This window comes from Streptomyces sp. NPDC032745 (assembly GCF_055579465.1).
This window is the reverse complement of the sequence record NZ_JBVING010000006.1, coordinates 382187-402450: the sequence shown is the minus strand read 5'-3', so window position 1 is coordinate 402450 and position 20264 is coordinate 382187. Positions and strand designations below refer to the sequence as shown.

The 20264-nt window shown below is 73.0% G+C and carries 14 protein-coding genes; 6 read left to right on the top strand and 8 right to left on the bottom strand.

What is annotated here, in order from left to right:
• Positions 1–108: 108 nt before the first annotated feature.
• Positions 109–2538 carry a YfhO family protein gene (locus ACZ5WG_RS18870; RefSeq protein ID WP_468724444.1) on the top strand — a complete coding sequence of 810 codons (2430 nt, stop codon included), beginning with the start codon at positions 109–111 and terminating at the stop codon, positions 2536–2538.
• A gap of 10 nt (positions 2539–2548) precedes the next feature.
• Here the strand turns inward: ACZ5WG_RS18870 and ACZ5WG_RS18865 are convergent, their stop codons facing one another.
• Together ACZ5WG_RS18865 and ACZ5WG_RS18860 are read right to left on the bottom strand one after the other, a co-directional pair.
• Positions 2549–4060: a protein kinase domain-containing protein gene (locus ACZ5WG_RS18865; protein WP_468724442.1), complete on the bottom strand. Its 1512-nt coding sequence runs from the start codon at positions 4058–4060 to the stop codon at positions 2549–2551.
• On the bottom strand, positions 4057–4683 hold the full coding sequence (locus ACZ5WG_RS18860) for a hypothetical protein (protein WP_468724440.1): 627 nt from the start codon (positions 4681–4683) through the stop codon (positions 4057–4059). The genes ACZ5WG_RS18865 and ACZ5WG_RS18860 overlap by 4 nt, the downstream gene beginning before the upstream one ends.
• Positions 4684–4952: 269 nt before the next feature.
• On the opposite strand from ACZ5WG_RS18860, the gene ACZ5WG_RS18855 reads away from it, so the two are divergent.
• Complete coding sequence (locus tag ACZ5WG_RS18855) at positions 4953–5804, top strand: hypothetical protein (protein ID WP_468724439.1); 852 nt, start codon at positions 4953–4955, stop codon at positions 5802–5804.
• Positions 5805–5876: 72 nt separating this feature from the next.
• A complete protein-coding gene (locus ACZ5WG_RS18850) occupies positions 5877–6059 on the top strand; it encodes an antitoxin (RefSeq protein ID WP_468724437.1) in 183 nt (60 codons plus the stop codon).
• A 105-nt stretch (positions 6060–6164) separates the two neighbouring features.
• Here the strand turns inward: ACZ5WG_RS18850 and mfd are convergent, their stop codons facing one another.
• The 3 genes from mfd to ACZ5WG_RS18835 form a co-directional block, all read right to left on the bottom strand.
• Positions 6165–9698, bottom strand: coding sequence for a transcription-repair coupling factor (gene mfd, locus ACZ5WG_RS18845; protein WP_468724436.1), 3534 nt, complete (start codon positions 9696–9698; stop codon positions 6165–6167).
• 202 nt (positions 9699–9900) lie between these two features.
• Positions 9901–12423, bottom strand: a complete 2523-nt coding sequence (locus ACZ5WG_RS18840; protein WP_468724554.1) for an ABC transporter permease — start codon at positions 12421–12423, stop codon at positions 9901–9903.
• A gap of 53 nt (positions 12424–12476) precedes the next feature.
• Positions 12477–13253 (bottom strand): ABC transporter ATP-binding protein, encoded by a 777-nt coding sequence (locus ACZ5WG_RS18835; protein ID WP_369778606.1) that lies wholly within the window; start codon positions 13251–13253, stop codon positions 12477–12479.
• Between the two features lie 358 nt (positions 13254–13611).
• Between ACZ5WG_RS18835 and ACZ5WG_RS18830 the strand changes: the two genes are divergently transcribed.
• Positions 13612–15273, top strand: coding sequence for an MFS transporter (locus tag ACZ5WG_RS18830; protein WP_468724435.1), 1662 nt, complete (start codon positions 13612–13614; stop codon positions 15271–15273).
• 87 nt (positions 15274–15360) lie between these two features.
• Positions 15361–16239 carry a hypothetical protein gene (locus ACZ5WG_RS18825; protein ID WP_468724434.1) on the top strand — a complete coding sequence of 293 codons (879 nt, stop codon included), beginning with the start codon at positions 15361–15363 and terminating at the stop codon, positions 16237–16239.
• Positions 16240–16277: 38 nt separating this feature from the next.
• Here the strand turns inward: ACZ5WG_RS18825 and ACZ5WG_RS18820 are convergent, their stop codons facing one another.
• Positions 16278–17135, bottom strand: coding sequence for an alpha/beta fold hydrolase (locus tag ACZ5WG_RS18820; RefSeq protein WP_468724433.1), 858 nt, complete (start codon positions 17133–17135; stop codon positions 16278–16280).
• 81 nt (positions 17136–17216) lie between these two features.
• Here ACZ5WG_RS18820 and ACZ5WG_RS18815 point away from each other — a divergent pair, with 81 nt between their 5' ends.
• A complete protein-coding gene (locus ACZ5WG_RS18815; protein ID WP_468724432.1) occupies positions 17217–17786 on the top strand; it encodes a CGNR zinc finger domain-containing protein in 570 nt (189 codons plus the stop codon).
• Positions 17787–17862: 76 nt separating this feature from the next.
• On the opposite strand, the gene ACZ5WG_RS18810 is transcribed toward ACZ5WG_RS18815, so the two are convergent.
• On the bottom strand, positions 17863–18744 hold the full coding sequence (locus ACZ5WG_RS18810) for a cellulose-binding protein (protein WP_468724431.1): 882 nt from the start codon (positions 18742–18744) through the stop codon (positions 17863–17865).
• 135 nt (positions 18745–18879) lie between these two features.
• A partial coding sequence (locus ACZ5WG_RS18805; RefSeq protein ID WP_468724430.1) for an SUKH-4 family immunity protein occupies positions 18880–20264 on the bottom strand: 1385 nt, incomplete at its 5' end.

The following is a 20264-nucleotide window of genomic DNA, read 5'->3' as shown; positions in this document are numbered from 1 at the left end:
ACTGCTTCGACCAACGATTCCGGGGGTGTTGGGGGTACGCGTCTGTTGATGTCGCCGCCACCCGGTGGCAACCCTGTGGTCGACCGGCGGTGCCAAGGTCGGCCCACCATGTCGACACCGCACCGCTCGCCGCGCCGCCGGAGCCTGCACGGCTCGGCCCTCGCCGCCCTGATCACGGTGGTGGCCGTGTGCGCCGGGGACGCGGCCGCCCGCGTGTTCCCGTACGGACACCGCCACCGCAGCATCAACGACCTCGGCAACCAGTTCGTCCCCTTCCACGCCCACCTGTGGGACCTGCTGCACGGGCGGGCGGAGGGCGGGCTGCTGCTCAACTGGCAGTCCGGCTACGGCACGAGCTTCCTGCCCGACTTCGGCACCTACCTCTCGAGCCCGTTCGCGGTGCTCGTCGGCCTGTTCCCGCGCGAGGACATCGACCTCGCGGTGTACGTGGTCACGGTGCTCAAGATGGCCGCCGCGGCGGCGGCGATGGCGTGGCTGCTGCGCACGCAGCGCCGCGGGCCGTGGTGGGCGGCGGGGCTGCTGGCGGCCTCGTACGCGCTGTGCGGCTGGTCGGTGATCGAGGCCTCGTACAACCCGATGTGGCTGGACGGGCTGATCGCGTTCCCGCTCCTGTGTCTGACGGGTGAATGGGCGCTGCGGGGGCGCCGGCCGGCGGTCTCCGTCCTCGTGGTGGCGCTGTGCTGGACGGCGAACTTCTACACGGCCTACATGGCGACGCTGGGTGCGGCGCTGGTGCTCCTGTTGCGGGTGGTGCTGACGCGCCAGGGGGTACGGGCGCGGCTGCGGGTGCTCGGTCGCGGGGCGGGGGCGACCCTGCTGGGCATCGCGGTGTCCGCCCCGGTGCTGGTCCCCCTGTTCCTGAGCTCGAAGCAGGCGTACCCGGGGTGGACCCGGCAGTTCGCGCCGGTGTCCTGGCCGGATCTGTTCGCGCGGGTCCTGCCCGCCACCTACTCCTTCTCCTCGCCGGCGCTCTTCGTGGGTACGGGGACGCTGCTGCTGGTGGCGGCCCTGCCGTTCCACCGGGCGGTGCCGCTGCCCACCCGCCTGGGGTGGGCGGGGCTGACGGCGGCCGTCCTGCTCTCCTTCCAGTGGACGCCGACGCACCTGGCCTGGCACGTGTTCGCGACCCCGAACGGCAGCCCGTACCGGCAGACGTTCGTGCTGGCCGGGGTGGCCGTGATCGCCGCGTGGACCGGACTGGCGACGGCCGGGCTGCCGGGCCCGCGGGCGCTGGCGGCCGGGTCGGCGGTGCTGGCCGCGGCGGCCGTGGCGGCGAGCGGCAGCACGCTGGCGACGACGTGGGGGTTCGCTCTGTTCTGCGGCGGGCTGGCGCTCGCGGCGGGGGCCTGGTGGTGCCTGCGCCACCGCAGGCTGGTCCTCCCGGCGGCCGGGCTGCTGGCGCTGGTGCTGGTCGGCCAGGCCGCGGCGACGACGGCGTTCGGGCACAAGGGCAAGCTGGGCGGCCTGGACGACTACCCCTCGTGGGGGGCGGCCCACACGGCTCGCGCCGAGGCGCTGGCCGGCGCCGAGGGCTGGCCGGCGTACCGCACGGACCCGAGCCGGCCGGCCCTGTCGGGCAACGATCCGCTGCTGCTGGGCGGGGAGGGCGGCGCGTACTACAGCAGCCACACCCCGGACGTGTTCACGCGGACGATGGTGGCCCTCGGGGCGGGCTGGACCTCGCGCGGACGCAACGTGCAGAGCATCGACAACCTGGTGACGGACGCGGTGTTCTCGGTCGGCGCCCGCCTGCAGCCGGACGGCACGATCGGCCGCGCCCAGGTACCCCCGCTGATCACGATCCGTCCGCCGGGGCCCAAGCCGTCGTACGCCGAGGGCGACGGGCCCCCGTTCGCCAACCAGGAACTCCTGCTGGGCGCCCGGGTGTACGAGGACCCCGTCTCCCCCGGGGTGTGCCGCGCGGGCACCGAGGCCTACCTCTGGGCCCCGGAGTACAACGCGACGGCCCGCCTCGCGGACGGCCCCGCCTTCCGGCTGAACGGCAACGCCCCCCGCAACCGGGCGGCCCTCCAGCCGCTGGGCGCCTCCCGGGGGGCCTCCTCGGCGCTGGTCTTCGACGCTGCCGCGCCCTCGCGCTGGGCCCTGTCCTGCCTGGACCGCGCCCGCCTGGTCCCGGCGGTGGCCGCGCTCCGCGCGACGGCGCCGACGTCCCTGCGGGTCGGCTCGTCCGGCGTGCGCGCCACCGTCCCGGCGGGCACCACGGGCACGGCGGTCCTGTCGTCCCCGGCGATCGCGGGCTGGACCTGCAACGACCGACCGGCCACGCCGTACCTGGGCCTGGTCTCCGTCCCCGTGACCCCGGGTACCACGACGATCACCTGTGCGTTCCGCCCCCCGGGCCTGCTGCCGGGCACGGCCGTCGCGGCGACGGCCCTCCTGCTGCTGGGCGCGTTCCTCGCGGCTCAGCGGCGCCGCAGGCCCCGGACCGGCAGGCCGGACGTGCCGGGCGCCCGGGAGGCCGGCGCCTCCGCGGAGCTCGCCGCGACCGGGGCCTGAGCCGCGGGCGTCAGCGGACCTGGCTCAGCCAGTGCAGGGTGCGTCGGACCTCGGTCGAGAAGGGGTGCGCCGGGCCGTGGACGCGCTCCGCGTCGAACAGGAGACGGGCCAGGGTGTCGTGGGCCGCGGGGCGGTCCCCCATGGAGAGCAGCAGCTGGGCTATCCGGCGGCGGACCTCCAGCGGGAGACCGGGATCCGGGTTGGCGTAGTGGTTCTCGAACAGCGGGAGCAGGGAGCGGTATTCGGCCAGGGCCGCCCCGGGGGCGCCGAGCTGCTCCAGGCACTGGGCCGCGTCGTAGCGGAAGCGCAGCGACTGGGGGTCGCCGGCCGGGAACTCGTCGGCGAGGCGGCGCAGTTCGGGCAGGGCGCGGCGGTACTGGCCGTCGTCCATCAGCGTGGCGGCGTACTGCTTGCGCAGGGAGCGGACCACCGGTGAGTGCTCGCCGTGCTCGGCCGCCGCGGCCGGGAGGATCCCGCCGAGGATGTCCACGGCCTGGGTGAGGCGGCCCTGGTCCAGGAGGCTGCGGGCCTCGTCCACCGCGGCCGGGATGTCCGGCTTCCGGGGCGGCGTCGGCGGTGCGGTCGGCTGCGGCGGGACGGTGGAGGCGCGGTCCGGCCAGGGGGCGTGGGGGCGCAGGAAGGGGCGGGTCGGGTCGAGCGTGCCCTTCGGCGTGCCCTCCTTGGGCAGCAGCGATGCGAGGGCCTCGTACACGTGCTGTGCGGAGGCGGGCCGGTCCTGCGGGTCCTTCGCGAGGAGGTGGAGCAGGACCGCCTCGAGCTGGTGCGGGATCTCGGGGCGCATCCTGCGGACCGGGACCGGCGGCTCGTACAGGTGGCGGTGCAGTACGCCGAGTGCGGTGGACCCGGCGAACGGGACGTTGCCGCTGAGGAGTTCGTACAGCAGCACGCCCAGGGCGTAGAGGTCGGTGTGGGGGCCCACCGCGCCGCCCATCGCCTGCTCGGGCGCCATGTACGCCGGGCTGCCGATCGGTGTGCCGGTGCTGGTGAGGCGGGTGGTGTCGGTGTCCATCACCGAGGCGACACCGAGGTCGAGGACCAGCACGGTGCCGTCCGGGCGGATCATCACATTGCGCGGCTTCAGGTCGCGGTGCACGATCGGCACCGCGTGCACGGCCGACAGCACCCCGCACAGCTGGGCGACCACGGCGACCGCCCACGGCCAGGGGTACGGGTCGTGCTGGGCGAGGTGGTCGGCGAGGTCGGTGCCCTCGACGTAGCCCATGACGAGGAACAGCTCGTCGCCGTCGCTGCCCGCGTCGTGGACCGTGACCAGGCCCGGGTGGTCCACCTGCGCCGTGACCCGGCACTCGCGCACGAAGCGGCGGCGCAGCTCGTCGGCGACGGAGCCGGGGCCCGCCACCTTGTCGGGGCGCAGCAGCTTGACGGCGACGCGGCGGTCCAGCCGCTGGTCGTACGCCGTCCAGACCTGGCCCATGCCGCCCTGTCCCAGGATGGAGGCGAGCTGGTAGCGCTCGCCGATGATCCGGTCGTCGTCCGTCACCGGGCCGGGCCCTCACCCTCGTTGCCGGGCGTGTTCGGGTTGGCCTGCGCGTTCGGGTTCGCCTGCGGGTTCGGGTTCGCCTGCGGGTTCGGGTGCGGGTGCGGCGTCTGCTTGCGCAGCAGTTCGCTCAGCTCGTCGAGCTCGGCGCGCACCTGTCCGATCCGCGGCGGGGTGGCCGGCCCGGGAGCCGGTGCGGGGGCCGGGGTCGGAGTCGGGGTCGGGGTCGGGGTGTGGTGCTGGGCCGGCGGGTATCCGTACGCCGGCCGGGCCTGCTGCTGCGGCGGAACGTACGGCGCGGGCTGCGCCGGGTACCAGGGGGCGGTCGGGGCCGCCGCCGCGCGGGCTCCGTAGTGGCGGATGTCGGCGACGAGGAAGTACACGCAGGTCAGGAAGCCGGTGATGATGATGCCGAAGGCGCCGGTATTGCCCTGCCAGCCGTCGGTGTTGGGCGTCGGGTCGGCGCCGATCAACGCGATCCAGGCGACGCTGAGCGCGCAGTTGACGGCCAGCAGCCACCAGTCCCGGGGCTTGCGGGTGACGACCGCGAGCCGCAGCATCGTGCCCCAGCCCAGGAAGCCGCAGCTCAGGACGGGCAGCAGGGCGAACAGCACGCGCAGTGCCACGATTCCCCCGGTACTGGGCTGGGGGCCTTGCTGCGGCGGGAGGCCGGGGCCGTGCATCGCTGCTCCTGACGGACCGTGTCGACGAAGTTTCGGGTCTGAGCGTATACAGCGTTTCCGGCCGCCAGTGAGGGGATGCGCGCAACCGTTGCAGGGTCGCCGCACACCTCCGGCCGCCGCGGGCCGTGCCGCCGGAGCGGAAATCGTCGGGGCCCCCTGAGCGGCGGCGACTACCCTCGGCAGTCGAATTGTTGTTCCAAGGGGGAATCCACATGCGGAGCCGGACCATCGGCGTGTCGGTACTGGCCACGACGGCCCTGTTCGGGCTGACGACGGCCTGCCTGCCGGGGGGCGGGGGCAAGGCCGCCGACGTCGGCAGGGCGGCCCGCGCCGCCGAGCAGGCCTCGGGCGGGGCCACGCCGTCGCCGACGGCCACGGGCAAGGACAAGGGCACCGGCGTGCTCGCGGACCTGTCGGGCGCCGAGATCCTGAGCCAGTCGTACGAGGCCATGCGCAAGGTCGAGTCGGCGCACGTCTTCGCGAAGGTGCGCGAGGAGGGCAAGCCGATGGAGTTCGAGCTGTCCCTCGACAAGAAGGGCAGCTGCAACGGCGTGATCCGGTACGAGGGCATGGGCCGGATGAACCTCATCAAGTCCACCGACCTCATCCACTTCAAGGGCGACGAGGACTACTGGCGGGGCGCGGCCGCACAGAAGCACACCCCGAAGAAGGAGGTGGACGCGATGGTCGCGATGCTCGCCGACCGCTGGCTGAAGGTTCCGGTCTCCGACCCCCGGGCCGCCTCGATGTCCCACGTGTGCGACCTGGGCAAGCTGACGGGCGGCAGCGGCCGGGCCAACCCGCTGGCCCGCAAGGGCGAGACGGTCACCATCGACGGCAAGCAGGCGCTGGCGATCACGACGGCGGCCAAGGAGGGTACGGAGACCGACTACATAGCCACGCAGGGCACCCCGTACATGCTCAAGTCCACCGTCACGGGGGACGAGACGGGGGAGGTCCTCTTCTCCGCGTTCGGCACGCCGGTCGACACGGCCCTGCCGGCCGGGGCGGACGTCCTGGACCTGTCGAAGCTGGGCGGCGGCGTCCCCGGCGAATCGGTCTGAGACCGACCTCGGCGGGCGGATCCCCTGAAACGCGCGTAGCGTCGCAAAAGGGATACGGAAGGGAGCCCTCGCATGGGGATCTTCGACAGGGCCAAGGAAATGCTGCACGGCCACAGCAAGCAGGCGAAGCAGGCGTCCGACGCCGCGGAGCAGCAGATCAACCAGCGCACCGGCGACAAGTACGCCAAGCAGGTCGACCAGGGTCAGCAGCAGGTGGAGAAGCAGCTGGGCATCGACGACGACCCGAACAGGTAGCCCGCGCCCGAGCAGCCGGCGGCGCGGCCGGGGACCCGCAGGTCACCGGCCGCGCGCCTCGCCGTACACAGGCGCCCGCGGGCGCCTACGGGCGCCTACGGGCGCCTACGACCCGAGGATCGTGGTGAGGAATTCCCCGGTCCAGGCCAGCAGTTCCCGTCCGACCAGCGGCTTTCCGCCCACCCGGGCGGTCTTCGGCCGCGGGATCAGCACCTGCGAGGTGGCCGGCTTGAGCACCGAGCCCGGGTAGAGCCGCTTGAGCCGCAGCTCCTGCGACTCGCGCAACTCCACCGGCCCGAAGCGGATGTTCACGCCCTGGAGGGTGATGTCGCCGACCCCGCAGGCCCGCGCCAGCATCCGCAGCCCCGCCACCAGCAGCAGGTTCTCCACCGGCTCCGGGAGCTTGCCGTAGCGGTCGTGGAGCTCCTCGCGTACGGCCTTGATGTCCGCCTCGGAGTTCGCCGACGCGATGGACCGGTACGCCTGGAGGCGCAGCCGCTCGCCGGGAGCGTAGTCGTGCGGGACGTGCGCGTCGACCGGCAGCTCGATCTTGACCTCCAGCGGCGGCTCCTCCTCCACCCCGCCTTCGACGGCCGCCCGGTAGTCGGCCACGGCCTCGCCGACCATGCGGATGTAGAGGTCGAAGCCGACGCCCGCGATGTGGCCGGACTGCTCGCCGCCGAGCAGGTTGCCCGCGCCGCGGATCTCCAGGTCCTTCATCGCCACGTACATGCCGGCGCCCATCTCGGTGTGCTGGGCGATCGTCGCGAGCCGCTCGTGCGCGGTCTCGGTCAGCGGCTTCTCCGGCGGGTAGAGGAAGTAGGCGTACCCGCGCTCGCGGCCTCGTCCGACGCGGCCGCGCAGCTGGTGCAGCTGGGAGAGGCCGAAGTTGTCGCCGCGCTCCACGATGAGGGTGTTGGCGTTGGAGATGTCGATGCCGGACTCGACGATCGTCGTGGAGACGAGGACGTCGAACTTCTTCTCCCAGAAGTCCACGACGACCTGTTCCAGGGCCTGTTCGGACATCTGCCCGTGTGCGGTCGCGATCCGCGCCTCGGGGACGATCTCGCGCAGCTTGGCGGCCGCCCGGTCGATCGACTCGACCCGGTTGTGGATGTAGAAGCACTGGCCCTCGCGCAGCAGTTCGCGCCGGATGGCCGCGCCGATCTGCTTCTCCTCGTACGGGCCGACGAACGTGAGGACCGGGTGGCGCTCCTCGGGCGGGGTGGTGATGGTCGACATCTCGCGGATGCCGGTCACCGCCATCTCCAGGGTGCGCGGGATCGGGGTCGCGGACATCGTCAGCACGTCGACGTTGGCGCGCAGCTTCTTCAGCTGCTCCTTGTGCTCGACGCCGAAGCGCTGCTCCTCGTCGACGATGACCAGGCCCAGGTCCTTGAACTTGGTCTCCTGCGAGAACAGCCGGTGGGTGCCGATGACGATGTCCACCGCCCCCTCTTTCAGCCCCTCCAGGGTGGCCTTGGACTCGGTGTCGCTCTGGAAGCGGGACAGCGCCTTCACGTTCACCGGGAACTGGCTGTAGCGCTCGGAGAAGGTCCCGAAGTGCTGCTGCACCAGCAGCGTGGTGGGGACGAGGACGGCGACCTGCTTGCCGTCCTGGACCGCCTTGAACGCGGCCCGGACAGCGATCTCGGTCTTGCCGTAGCCGACGTCGCCGCAGATGAGGCGGTCCATGGGGACGGACTTCTCCATGTCCTCCTTGACCTCGGCGATGGTGGTGAGCTGGTCGGGGGTCTCCGCGTACGGGAAGGCGTCCTCCAGCTCGCGCTGCCAGGGGGTGTCGGGGCCGAAGGTGTGACCGGGGGCCGCCATGCGCGCGCTGTACAGCCTGATCAGGTCGGCGGCGATCTCCTTGACCGCCTTCTTGGCGCGCGCCTTGGTCTTGGTCCAGTCGGCGCCGCCGAGCCGGTGCAGGGTCGGGGCCTCGCCGCCTACGTACTTGGTGACCTGCTCCAGCTGGTCGGTCGGGATGTAGAGGCGGTCGCCGGGCTGGCCGCGCTTGGCGGGGGCGTACTCGACGAGGAGGTACTCGCGGGTGGCGCCCTGCACGGTGCGCTGGACCATCTCGATGTAGCGGCCGACGCCGTGCTGCTCGTGGACGATGTAGTCGCCGACCTCCAGGGTGAGGGGGTCGATGGACTTGCGGCGCCGGGTCGGCATCCGGCCCAGGTCCTTGGTGGCGGTGCGCTGGCCGGTCAGGTCCGTCTCGGTGAGGACGGCGATCTTGAGAGCGGGGTCGAGGAACCCGTTGTCGAGGGAGCCGCACGCGACGTGGACGATCGACGGCTCCAGGGTGCGCAGATCGGCCTCGAGCCGGGCCGCGATGCCCTCGCCGCCTAGCACCTCGACGGTGCGGGCGGCCGGGCCGTGGCCCTCGGTGAGGTAGACGGTGTGCCAGCCCTCGGCGATCCAGCCCTTGGTGTCGGCGAGCGCGCGGGCGGTGTCGCCGCGGTAGGCCTCGGGGGCGTGCATGCCGAGCTTGAGGGTGTCGCCGGCGCCGTTGGCCTCGTCGGCGGCGAAGGGGGACACCGACCACCACATCATGCCCAGCTCGCGCGCGTGCTCCCGTACGTCCGCGATCCCGCGCAGCGAGGCCGCGCCGACGTCGATCGGGGCCTCGCCACCGCCGGCGGTGGCGGCCCAGGAGGCCATCAGGAACTCCTGCGAGGTCGCCACCAGGTCGGCGGCCCGGGTGCGTACCCGCTCCGGGTCGCACACCACGGCCATGGACCCGGCCGGCAGGACGTCGATCAGCAGTTCCATGTCGTCGACCAGGACCGGGGCGAGGGACTCCATGCCCTCCACCGCGATCCCCTCGGCGATCTTGTTCAGCAGTTCGCCGAGCTCGGGGTGGGCCTCGGCGAGGGCCGCGGCCCGCTCCCGCACCTCGTCGGTCAGCAGCAGCTCCCGGCAGGGCGGGGCCCACAGCCCGTGCTCGGCGACCTCCAGGGAGCGCTGGTCGGCGACCTTGAAGTAGCGGATCTCCTCGACCTCGTCGCCCCAGAACTCCACGCGCAGCGGGTGCTCCTCGGTGGGCGGGAACACGTCGAGGATGCCGCCGCGCACGGCGAACTCCCCGCGCTTCTCGACGAGCTCGACGCGCGAGTACGCGGCCGCGGCCAGCGCCTCGGTGATCTCCCCCAGATCGGCGCTCACGCCCTGGCGCAGGCTCACCGGGACCAGGTCGCCGAGCCCCTTGACCTGCGGCTGGAGCACGGACCGGATCGGCGCGACGACGACGGAGACGGGCCCTGCGGCCGGGTCGTCCTTGCTCGGGTGCACGAGGCGGCGCAGCACGGCGAGCCGCCGGCCCACGGTGTCGCTGCGCGGCGAGAGCCGCTCGTGCGGAAGGGTCTCCCAGGACGGGTACTCGGCCACTTCGTCGGGCGGCAGGAACGAGCGCAGCGCGGCGGCCAGGTCCTCGGCCTCCCGCCCGGTGGCGGTGACCGCGAGCACGGTCCGCTCGGTCCTGGCGGCCAGCGCAGCGATGGCGAAGGGCCGCGCGGCCGGCGGTCCGACGAGGTCCACGTGCATCCGGTTGCCGTCGCCGGCCGCGGTGACCGCCTCGGCGAGGGCCGGGTCCCGGGTGACGGCGTCGAGCAGTCCGTGCAGGCTCATGAAAGGAGGCTTCCGTCCGGTGAAGGGGCAACGCGAAGGGCCCGACACGTCTCACGGGCCGGGGCTTCCCACCCTACGACGACGCCCCCTCGCCCGCGCGAGGGATTGCGGTCACTCCGGCGAGTGACGCTGTGACCGCCGACGGCCCCGGCCGGCCCGGATGGGCCGACCGGGGCCGTCGGCCCCCCGTACGACCGCGCAGCTACTCGCTCGCGATCGCGTTCAGTACGTTCATCCGCCCTGCCCTGAAGGCCGGGACCAGTGCGGCGAACAGGCCCACGAAGGCCGACCCGGCGAAGACACCGATGATCGTCGGCCAGGGGATCTCCAGCACCTTCAGGCCCTGGAGGGCGAGCAGCTGCTGCGCGGCGGCTCCCCAGCCCATGCCCAGGCCGAGGCCCAGGAGGGCGCCGAAGAGGGCGATGACCACCGACTCCAGGCGGATCATGCGGCGCAGCTGGCGGCGGGAGAGACCGATGGCGCGCATCAGGCCGATCTCGCGGGTCCGCTCGACCACCGAGAGGGCGAGGGTGTTCACGACACCCAGGACCGCCACGATGATCGCGAGGCCGAGGAGCCCGTAGACCATGTTCAGCAGCTGGCCGACCTGGTCCTTGAGGGCCTTCTTGTAGTCGGTCTGGTTGCGCACGTCGTACTGCGGGTACTCCGCCAGCGCGGCCTTGACGGCCGCGTACGCGGCGTCGGACTTGCCGTCGGCCTTGGCCAGCAGCATGAAGGGCAGCGGCATCCGGTCGGCCGGCACGAACTCCTGGGCCGTCGCGGTGCTGATGTACATCACGCCCTTGTCGATGTTGCCCTCGTCGGAGGTGATCGCGGCGACCTTCAGCTTCGCCGTCCGCCCCTCGGTGAAGGCGACCGTCAGCTCGTCACCGACCTTGACGTGGTGCTCGTTCGCGTAGATCGAGCCGACGGACATCGCGCCCTTGCCGTACGCCGCCGCGTGCTCGCCGGCCACCATCTTGCGCCGTACGTCCTGGACGTAGGTGGGGTCGGTGACACTGAGGCCGTCGTCCTTGACAGAGCCGTCGGGGGCGGTGATCTTCGCCGCCACCTGCCGGTACGCGGTGACGTGGTCGAGGCCCTTGGTGGCGCGCAGCGCCTGCTCGGCCTGCGGTACGACCGGCTGCTGGGCCTGCGACTGGACGATGTAGTCCGCGCCGACCGACTTGTCGAGCTCGTCGGTCGCGGAGGCCACCATGGAGGAGCCGACCACCGAGAGGCAGGCGACCAGCGCCAGTCCGATCATCAGCGCGGCGGCGGTGGCGCCGGTGCGGCGCGGGTTGCGCAGCGCGTTGCGCTCGGCGAGCCGGCCGACGGACCCGAAGGGCCGCAGCACCACGCCCGAGAGCAGCCGGACCACGCCGCCGGCGAGCAGCGGGCCGATCACGATGAAGCCGATGAGGGTGAACAGCACGCCCAGGGCCAGCCAGAGCGAGCCGGGCACGGCCTTGTCGGCGGCCGCGGCGAGGAACAGTCCCGCGCCGCCGATGCCGGTCAGGACCAGGCCCAGGACCGCCCGGATACGGCCGGCCTTCTTGTCGCCGGGGGTGCCGGCGTCGCGCAGGGCGGCCATCGGGGAGACCTTGCCTGCCCGGCGGGCCGGGATGAACGCCGAGACGACGGTGACGATGATGCCGAGCACCAGGCCCACGACCGGGGTGGACCAGGCGACGGTCAGGTCGTCGGTGGACAGGTGCATGCCCATCTGGCCCATGAGCTTCATCAGGCCGACGGCCAGGCCCACACCGGCACCGACGCCGAGGAGCGAGCCGACGAGGCCGAGCAGCAGGGCCTCGACCACCACGGACTTGAGCACCTGGCCGCTGTCGGCGCCGATGGCCCGCATCAGGCCGATCTCGCGGGTGCGCTGGGCGACCAGCATCGAGAAGGTGTTGAAGATCAGGAAGATGCCGACGAGGAAGGCGATCCCGGCGAATCCGAGCATCACGTACTTCATGACGTTGAGGAAGGAGCCGACGTCCTTGCGGTTGGCGTCCGCGGCCTCCTTCGCGGTCTGCAGCTTGTACGTGTCGGCGCCGACGGCCTTCGCGATGTTCTGCTTGAGCTGCTCGTCGCTGACCCCGTCCTTGGCGGTGACGTTGACGTGCGTGAAGAGGCCGGGGGCGCCGAGCAGCTTCTCCTGCGCGGTCGCGGTGTCGAAGTAGACGATCGCGGCGCCCGGGTTGGTCACGGTGAAGGTGGCGATACCGCTGATCCGGGCGCGGATGTCGCCGGTGACGGCGATGGTCCGCAGCTCGTCACCGATCTTGAGGTGGTGCTTCTCGGCGGTGTCGGCGTCGACCATCATCTCGGTCGGGCCGCGCGGGGCCCGGCCGGAGGTGATCTTCATCGACTTGAGCTCGTTGTCGTTCCAGTTGCCCGCGATGGTCGGGGCACCGGTGGTCGAGCCCATGTTCTCGTTCTTGGCGTTGACGACCGTGACGGACAGCGAGACGACGCCGCCTTCGGCGCCCTTGACGCCCTCGGCCTTCTTGACCTGCTCGACGACCGAGGCGGGCAGCACCTCGGGCTTGCCGCGGTCCGGGGTGTCCTCGCCGCCCTTGGCCTCCTTGGGGCTGACCGTGACATTGGAGTTGGTGACGGCGAACAGCTTGTCGAACGTGGTGTTCATGGTGTCGGTGAACACCAGGGTGCCGCAGACGAACGCGACGGAGAGCATGACGGCGACGGCGGAGAGCGCCATCCGCCCCTTGTGCGCGAGGAAGTTGCGCCTCGAGGTCTTCAGGACGGTGTTGCTCACGAGGTCCGCCCGCGCGCGTCGAAGTCCTTCATGCGGTCGAGGACCTGGTCGGCGGTGGGCCCGTACATCTCGTCCACGATCCGGCCGTCGGCCAGGAAGATCACGCGGTCCGCGTACGAGGCGGCCACCGGGTCGTGCGTGACCATCACGATGGTCTGGCCGAGCTCGTCGACCGAACGGCGCAGGAAGCCGAGGACCTCGGCGCCGGCCCGGGAGTCCAGGTTTCCGGTGGGCTCGTCGCCGAAGATGATCTGCGGGCGGGCCGCGAGGGCGCGGGCGACGGCCACGCGCTGCTGCTGGCCGCCGGAGAGCTCGGTCGGACGGTGCTTGAGGCGGCCCGCGAGGCCGACGGTCTCCACTACCCGGTTCAGCCACTCCGCGTCGGGCTTGCGGCCGGCTATGTCCATGGGGAGCGTGATGTTCTCCAGGGCGTTGAGCGTCGGCAGCAGGTTGAACGCCTGGAAGATGAAACCGATCCGGTCGCGGCGCAGCTGCGTGAGCTTCTTGTCCTTGAGACCGGTGATCTCGGTGTCGTCCAGGTGGATCTGCCCGCTGGTCACCGTGTCGAGACCGGCGAGGCAGTGCATCAGCGTGGACTTGCCGGAACCGGAGGGGCCCATGATCGCCGTGAACTGGCCGCGCTTGATGTCCACGTCCACCTCGTCGAGGGCGACCACACGGGTCTCCCCGGCGCCGTAGGCCTTAACGACCTTGCGAGCCCGGGCCGCGACGGCTTCATGCCCTCCAGTACCCCCGTGCCTGGTTTCGGTCATAGCCGTTGTCACGGTGCTTCCCCTCGTTCGTCGCGTTGCTGCGCGTGTGGCCGGTTCCGGCCTGCCGGCCGGATCCTGCGTGTGATGCCGTCGTGAAGTCTGCGGGGCGGAGGCGGTCGGCGCGCTGGTGCCCATCGCCGTATCCACCGGGGGGTTAACCCCACCCCCGCTCATATGAACCAGTTAAGGACCTCCCTGGGCCGTCCTCCTCCTCCGCCGGGACGAACGGCCCCTGGACCCTTGTGAGGAGCAACCCCTAGGGGTTCTCCACCCTTTGGGGGATCAGCTCTGGGGGATACCGCCGGATACGCCGTGATGAGAGGGTGTTCCCCGCAGGTACGTGCACGGTGAAAGGATCTTGGTGGGCGCGGAGGAGAGCACGGGAGAGCGCGCCGGGGACGCCGCCGGGGAGAGCGGCGACGCCGACGCCGGGCGTGCGGTTTCCGCCAGGACGGGCAAAGCCGGCGCCGGGCCGGGAGCGGGGGCCGGAACAGCAGCCGGAGCCTCGGCGGCCGACGGCGGCGGCAGCCGGCCGCCGCGCACCGCTCTCGTCGCCGCCCTCATGCTGAGCATGGCCCTCGCCGCCCTCGACAGCTCCATCGTCTCCACCGCCGTCCCCCAGATCGTCGGCGACCTCGGCGGGTTCTCCGTCTTCTCCTGGCTCTTCGCCGGCTACCTGCTCGCCGTCACCGTCACCCTCCCCGTCTACGGGAAGCTCTCCGACACCCTCGGCCGGGGGCCCGTCCTGCTCTTCGGCATAGCCCTGTTCATCGTCGGCTCCCTGCTGTGCGCCGTCGCCTGGAACATGGCCGCCCTCATCGCCTTCCGCATCGTCCAGGGGCTGGGCGGCGGCGCCCTCCAGGGCACCGTGCAGACCCTGGCCGCCGACCTGTACCCGCTCAAGGACCGCCCGAGGATCCAGGCCAGGATGTCCTCCGTCTGGGCCGCCTCCGCAGTGGCCGGCCCCGCACTCGGCGGACTCATCGCCTCGTACGCCGACTGGCGCTGGATCTTCCTCATCAACCTGCCGCTGGGCGGCCTGGCCCTGTGGATGCTCGCCCGCCACCTCGTCGAGCCCGTACGCTCCCCCGGGCGCCGCGGCCCGGTCGACTGGGCGGGGGCCCTCGGCGTCTTCGCCTGCGGCGGACTGCTGCTCTTCGCGCTGGTTCAGGGCGGGGTCGCCTGGCCCTGGCTGTCCGCGCCCTCCCTCGGGCTGCTGGGCGCGAGCGCGGTGCTGGCGGCCGTGGTCGTCCGGATCGAACGCCGGGCCGCGGAACCGATCATTCCCGGCTGGGTCTGGCGCCGGCGCACCATCGCCGCCGTGAACCTGGCCCTCGGCGCACTCGGCGTGCTCATGGTCGCCCCGATGGTCTTCGTCCCCACCTACGCCCAGTCCGTGCTCGGCCTCGGGCCCGTCGGCGCCGGTCTCGTCATGTCCTCGATGACCCTCACCTGGCCCGTGTCCGCCGCCTTCAGCCAGCACGTCTACCGGCGCATCGGCTTCCGCAACTCCGCCGCCGTCGGGATCTCGCTGGCCGCCGTGATCCTGTTCTCGTTCACGCTGCTCCCGTATCCCGCCCGGCCCTGGCAGCCCACGCTGATCATGCTGCTGCTGGGCGCCGCCCTCGGCCTCTTCCAGCTGCCGCTGATCATCGGGGTCCAGTCCACCGTGGGCTGGTCCGAGCGGGGTACCACGACGGCCTCGGTGCTGTTCTGCCGCCAGGTCGGCCAGAGCCTCGGGGCCGCGCTGCTCGGGGCCGTCGCCAACGCGACCATCGCCGCCCGGCTGGCCGACGCCCCGATGACCGGACTGCCGGACCACCTCGACGACGTCTCCAAAGCCCTCGACCGGCCCGGGCTGCTCCCGCAGGCCGCCGCCGACTACCTGCGCGCGTCGGTGGCCGCCGCCGTGGACCACATCTTCCTCGGCGCGACCGCCGCGGCCGTGGCGGCCCTGCTGGTCCTGCTCCTGGTGGCTCCGCGACGGTTCCCGATACTGGCGGAGCATCAGGAGAAGTAGCGGCGCACCCGGCTCCCGCTTGTCATGACCCCGGTCAACGGAGTACACCTCGAAGCCTGAATCCGAGATCCGTTCCGGGGGGACGACATGGTTTCCGCACTCTTCGCACTGGCCTTACTGGCCGCCGTGGCCGGGCCGATCGGCCTGCGGCTGCGCCGCCGTCCGGGCTTCGTCACCGGCCGCGACGGCCGGCTCTCCACCTCCACCACCCTGGCACTGGCCTGGACGGTGATCCTCGTCTGGCTGCTGCTCACGATCCTCGCGTACGGACTCACGGCCGGCGGCGGCGCCGCCTGGTTCGCCGGTGAGCACGGCCCGCTGTCCTCCCTGACCACCGTGTACCTGCCGCTGCTCGGGGGCCCGTACGTGGCCCTGATCGCGGCGAAGACGGTCGTCGGCATCCGCCTGGAGAACGGCAGCATGGCCAAACCCGCCCCCAAGCCGACGGCCTCCGGGAAGCGGCCGCTGCGCGAGCTGATCGCGAACGACAGCGGGCGCACCGACCTGGTGGACCTCCAGTACGTGGCGCTGAGCGCGGTCACGATGCTGTACGTGGTGCTGTTCTTCCTCTCCGACGTGGGCGGCGGGCTCCCCCACCTCCCCGCCGAGATCTGGGCGCTGACGGGCGCACCGGCCGGGGCGTACCTGGTGAACAAGATGGCCACGCGCGCGAATCCGGTGATCACGGGCGTGTCGGTGCAGGGCGCCGCCCTGGTGGTGGAGGGCGGCGGCTTCGGCCCCGAAGCCCGGGTGGAGCTCGACTCCACCGCCCTGGCGAGCGAGTACGACCCGGCGACGGGCACCCTGACGGCGCAGCTGCCGGCCGCCGCGCCCCCCGCCTTCACGGTGGTGGTCACCTCCCGCGGCCTGCGCAGCGACCCGTACCGCCACGCACCGGCGGCAGCGGCTCCGGCAGCGGCTCCGGCACCGGCACCGGCACCGGCCCAGCGGTCGGCGGGCCGGTAGTCGGCGGGCCAGTACGCCCGCGTCGGGGGCGGGTCAGGTCACGGGAGGTTCGCGAGGAACTCCCCGATCAGCGGGGCGATCTGCGCGAGGTGGGTCTCCAGTGCGAAGTGCCCCGCCCCCTCGAAGACGTGCACCTCGGCATCCGGCGCATCGCGCAGGTACGCCTTCGCCCCCGCCGGGGTGAAGAACGGGTCCCCCGCGCCCCAGACGACCAGGACCGGCACCCGGGCGGCGCGCAGCCAGGCCTGCCAGGCGGGGTAGTGGGCGAAGTTCGACGCGTAGTCGAAGGCGAGGTCGGCCTGCGCGTCGGCACGCCCCGGCAGCCCGAGGTAGTGCACGTCGAGCGTCCGGCCGTCCGGGGAGATCAGGCTCGTGTCGGCGACGCCGGTCTCGTACTGGAAGCGGGTGCCCTCCGGGGTGAACAGCCCCCGCACCCGCGCCTCGTCGCCCGGCACGTCCCGCCGCAGTCCGGCGAACTCGCGGGCCGCGTCGGAGAGTCCCTCCTCGTACGCGTTGCCGTTCTGCACGATCAGGCCCGTCACCCGCCCGGGCCGCCGCGCGGCGAGCCGCAGCCCGACGGGGGCGCCGAAGTCGAAGACGTACAGCGCGAAACGGTCCAGCCCGAGGGCGTCGGTGAAGCCCTCCACGATGTCGGCGAGCCGGTCGAAGGTGTACGTGAACCCGTCCGGGGCCTCGGTCCGGCCGGAGCCGGGGTAGTCGGGGGCGATCAGCCGGTACGGGGTGCCGCCGAGCGCGTCCATCAGCCGGGCGAACTGGTGCGAGGAGGTGGGGAAACCGTGCAGGAGCAGCAGGACCGGGCCGTCGGCGGGGCCGCTCTCGCGGTAGGCGACGCGGACCCCGTGCACCTCGGCGGTGCGGTGGTGGACGAGCTGCATCACATGCCTCCAATGGCTTGGGTGCCATTAGTCTCGCCGGAGATCGCTAATGGGTCAAGCGATTCGAGTAGCATTAGTTCCATGACAGCGCCCGCGACGGAACCGACGTTCCCGCTCACCGGTGAGCCCCTCGCCCTGGACCTCCTCAACACCCGGCCCGCCGGAGCGGGCGACCTGATCGCCGGCCCGGAGGGGCTCGCGGCCTGGCTGGCCGTCCAGGAAGGCCGGCTCGGGCCGGCCGGGCAGGTGGGCCCGGCGGAGGTGGCAGCCGTGCACGCCGTACGGGAGGCGGCCGGCGCGGCACTCGCGGCCGCACGGCGCGGCGAGCAGCCCCCGGCCGGCGCGCTGCACGCGCTGAACGAGGCCTCGGCGGGCGCCCCGGCCCACCGCACGCTCGCCTGGACCCCGGATACCGGCCTGACGGCCGCCCCGCACCGCACGGGCACCCCGGCCCGGCGGCTCGCGGCGCAGCTGGCGGACGCGGCGGCCGATCTCCTGACGGACCCCCGGGTGCAGGACGTACGGGAGTGCGAAGGGGCCGACTGCGTCCTGCTGTTCCTGCCGGCGCACCCGAGGCGGCGCTGGTGCGTGGCCTCGGCCTGCGGCAACCGCGCCAGGGTCGCCCGCTACTACGCCCGCCACAAGTCCTGACCGGGCGCCGGCGCCGGCGCCGGGCTCGGGACTCCCGACGCGGGACTCGGGCGCCCCCGGGATCCGCCCCGCCGGGTCAGCCCTCCGCCGGCGCACGCCCCGTCAGAGCCGCAAGGCTCGAGCGCACGTGGTTCATGTGGGCCCGCATCTCGTCCTGCGCCTCCGCGTGCTCCCGCAGGATCCGGTCCGTTTCCCGGCCGGTCCTCTCCTCCCGCACCCGGGCCTCCGCCAGCAGCTCCGCGGCCCGCGCCTCCGCGTCCTCCTGCCCGTGCCGCGCCGACTCCTCCGCCTCCGCGTAATCGCGCCGCGCCTCCGCCAGCCGGCCCTCCGCGTACCGCTCCAGCTCCGCCTGGCGCGCCTCCAGATCGGCCTCCTGGGCCGCCAGCTCCCGTTCCGCCGCGTCCCACCGCTCCACGTGCTCCTGCTCGCGGTCCGCCAGCAGCGCATCCGACCGGCGCCGCATCTCCGCCAGCGCCGTCTGCGCCTGCGAGCGCCACTCCGCCGCATCGTCCCTGGCCTCCGCCCGGACCGCGTCGGCCTCCCGCTCCGCCCGCAGCAGCCCCTGCCGCGCCCGGACCTCCGTCTGCTCGCGCACCGCCTCCGCGTCCTGCCGCGCCAGCTCCGCCACCCGGTCCGCGTACGCCTCGGCCGCCCCCGTCGCGTCCGCCGCGTCCACCCGGGCGTCCCGGCACACGGCGTCCGCCTCCTCCTCCACCAGCAGCAGGATCCGCCGGGCCCGCTCGCTCAGCTCGTCGTACGTCTGCGGGGCCAGCTCCGCCACCGCCTCGCGCAGCCGCCCCGCCTCCGCCTCCATCCGCTTCGCCAGGACGGTCAGCCGCGCCACCCGCTCCCACGCCTCGTCCCGGCTGCCGGAGAGCCGGGCGAGATACCGGTCGACCTCTTCCGTGCGGTAACCGCGACCTCGTACGGTCGCGAAACCCGGTCCGTGAGGTGACATGGGTGCAGTCATCCTGGAAGCGCCTCTCTCGGGGGGATTCCTGTCAAGGATGCGCCATTTGCTCTCAGAAGCCGGAATGGCCGGGCCGAGACCCTGTACGAGGGTCCCGGCCCGGCCATTCAACTGATCATCCGATCAGAGCAATCCGTCCCACATCTGCTCCAGAAGCACCGACCACCAGCTCTCCGGCGACGCCAGCGCCGCGCTGTCGAGCCCGGCCAGATTCGTCTGGAAATCGACGGTCCAGTGCCCCGCCTGCTCCGGCGTCAGATGCTGGCGCAGACGCCACATGTGACCCAGCATCGCCAGCGAACGGGCGAACTGCGGCAGGCTCGAATTCACGAACTGCGGCGGCACCGGCGCACCGCCCGGACCGGCCTCCACCGGAACCGCCACTATGTGCGCCGTCCCGTACTGCACACACAGCGCCTTGCCGAAGTCACTGCCCACGACCAGGTACGAACCCGCATCCGACGCCGGCTGCACCTGTCGCTGCGCAGCCAGCTCCGCCAGCGTCGGCACCGGCTGGCCCGGCACCGCCTGCGCCCAGAAGAACGGCCCGAAGTCCGTCGGCAGACCCGCCCACACCAGCGTCTGCGCCACGATCTCCGGCACACCCTGACGGGACACCGCCCGCTGGTCGAAGCGGAACACACCCTGCGGACCGAACGCCCCTGCCAGCTCCGCACCGATGGCGTCCAGCGGAATCGCCGGCTGGAGCGGCACCTGCTGCAGCGGTGCCCGTACCGGCGCAGGGCGCGCCGGGCCGTCCGCCACCTGGTGCAGCTCACCCTGGTGGGTCAGCAGATGCCGCATGCCCTGCTGACGACCCGCGTGGTCCTTGCCGTACGGGGCCACGCTCGTGATCCGGACCTGCGGCCAGGTCTCCCGGATCATCCGCGCGCAGTAACCGCCCGGCAGCTCGCACGACTCCAGCTCGGTGTGCAGCTCCAGCACCTGCTGCGGCGGCACGTTCATCGCACGCAGCTCGTGCAGGATCTGCCACTCCGGGTGCGGGGTACCCGGCGCGGAACGCCGGATGAGCTGCTGCTCGGAGCCGTCGGGCGCGCGGTAGCGCAGCACGGCCTGGTAGCCCGGGCCGACCGTGGGCACACCGGCGGGCGCCGGGGGCTGCGCCACGGGACCGGGACCGGCCTGCGGCTGCCCGGGCGGGCCGGGAGGCGCCGGCGGCTGACCCGTCACGGCCGGACCCGCCAGCATCGTCGCGGCATGGTCGAGCCCGCCCGCGGGCGCACCGGGAGCCCCCGGCGGACCGGGGGGCTGGGGTACGCCGGGACCCGCGAGCATGGTGGCGGCCTGATGGGCCGAGCCACCGGGAGCCCCGGGCGGGCCGGGAGGCGCCGGCGGCCGACCCGCACCGGGAGCACCGGGGGGGCCGGGAGGCGCAGGCTGACCCGTCACGGCCGGACCGGCCAGCATCGTCGCCGCATGATCCAGCCCACGCCCCAGCGAACCCGGAGCACCGGGCGGACCCGGAGGCGCCGGCGGCTGACCCGCAC

Coding starts and splice junctions, on each gene's coding strand:
- ACZ5WG_RS18835 (WP_369778606.1), bottom strand. CDS start 13,253: ATGACCGAAACCAGGCACGGGGGTACTGGAGGGCATGAAGCCGTCGCG.
- ACZ5WG_RS18825 (WP_468724434.1), top strand. CDS start 15,361: ATGGTTTCCGCACTCTTCGCACTGGCCTTACTGGCCGCCGTGGCCGGG.
- ACZ5WG_RS18870 (WP_468724444.1), top strand. CDS start 109: ATGTCGACACCGCACCGCTCGCCGCGCCGCCGGAGCCTGCACGGCTCG.
- ACZ5WG_RS18810 (WP_468724431.1), bottom strand. CDS start 18,744: ATGTCACCTCACGGACCGGGTTTCGCGACCGTACGAGGTCGCGGTTAC.
- ACZ5WG_RS18855 (WP_468724439.1), top strand. CDS start 4,953: ATGCGGAGCCGGACCATCGGCGTGTCGGTACTGGCCACGACGGCCCTG.
- ACZ5WG_RS18815 (WP_468724432.1), top strand. CDS start 17,217: ATGACAGCGCCCGCGACGGAACCGACGTTCCCGCTCACCGGTGAGCCC.
- ACZ5WG_RS18840 (WP_468724554.1), bottom strand. CDS start 12,423: ATGGCGCTCTCCGCCGTCGCCGTCATGCTCTCCGTCGCGTTCGTCTGC.
- mfd (WP_468724436.1), bottom strand. CDS start 9,698: ATGAGCCTGCACGGACTGCTCGACGCCGTCACCCGGGACCCGGCCCTC.
- ACZ5WG_RS18850 (WP_468724437.1), top strand. CDS start 5,877: ATGGGGATCTTCGACAGGGCCAAGGAAATGCTGCACGGCCACAGCAAG.
- ACZ5WG_RS18820 (WP_468724433.1), bottom strand. CDS start 17,135: ATGCAGCTCGTCCACCACCGCACCGCCGAGGTGCACGGGGTCCGCGTC.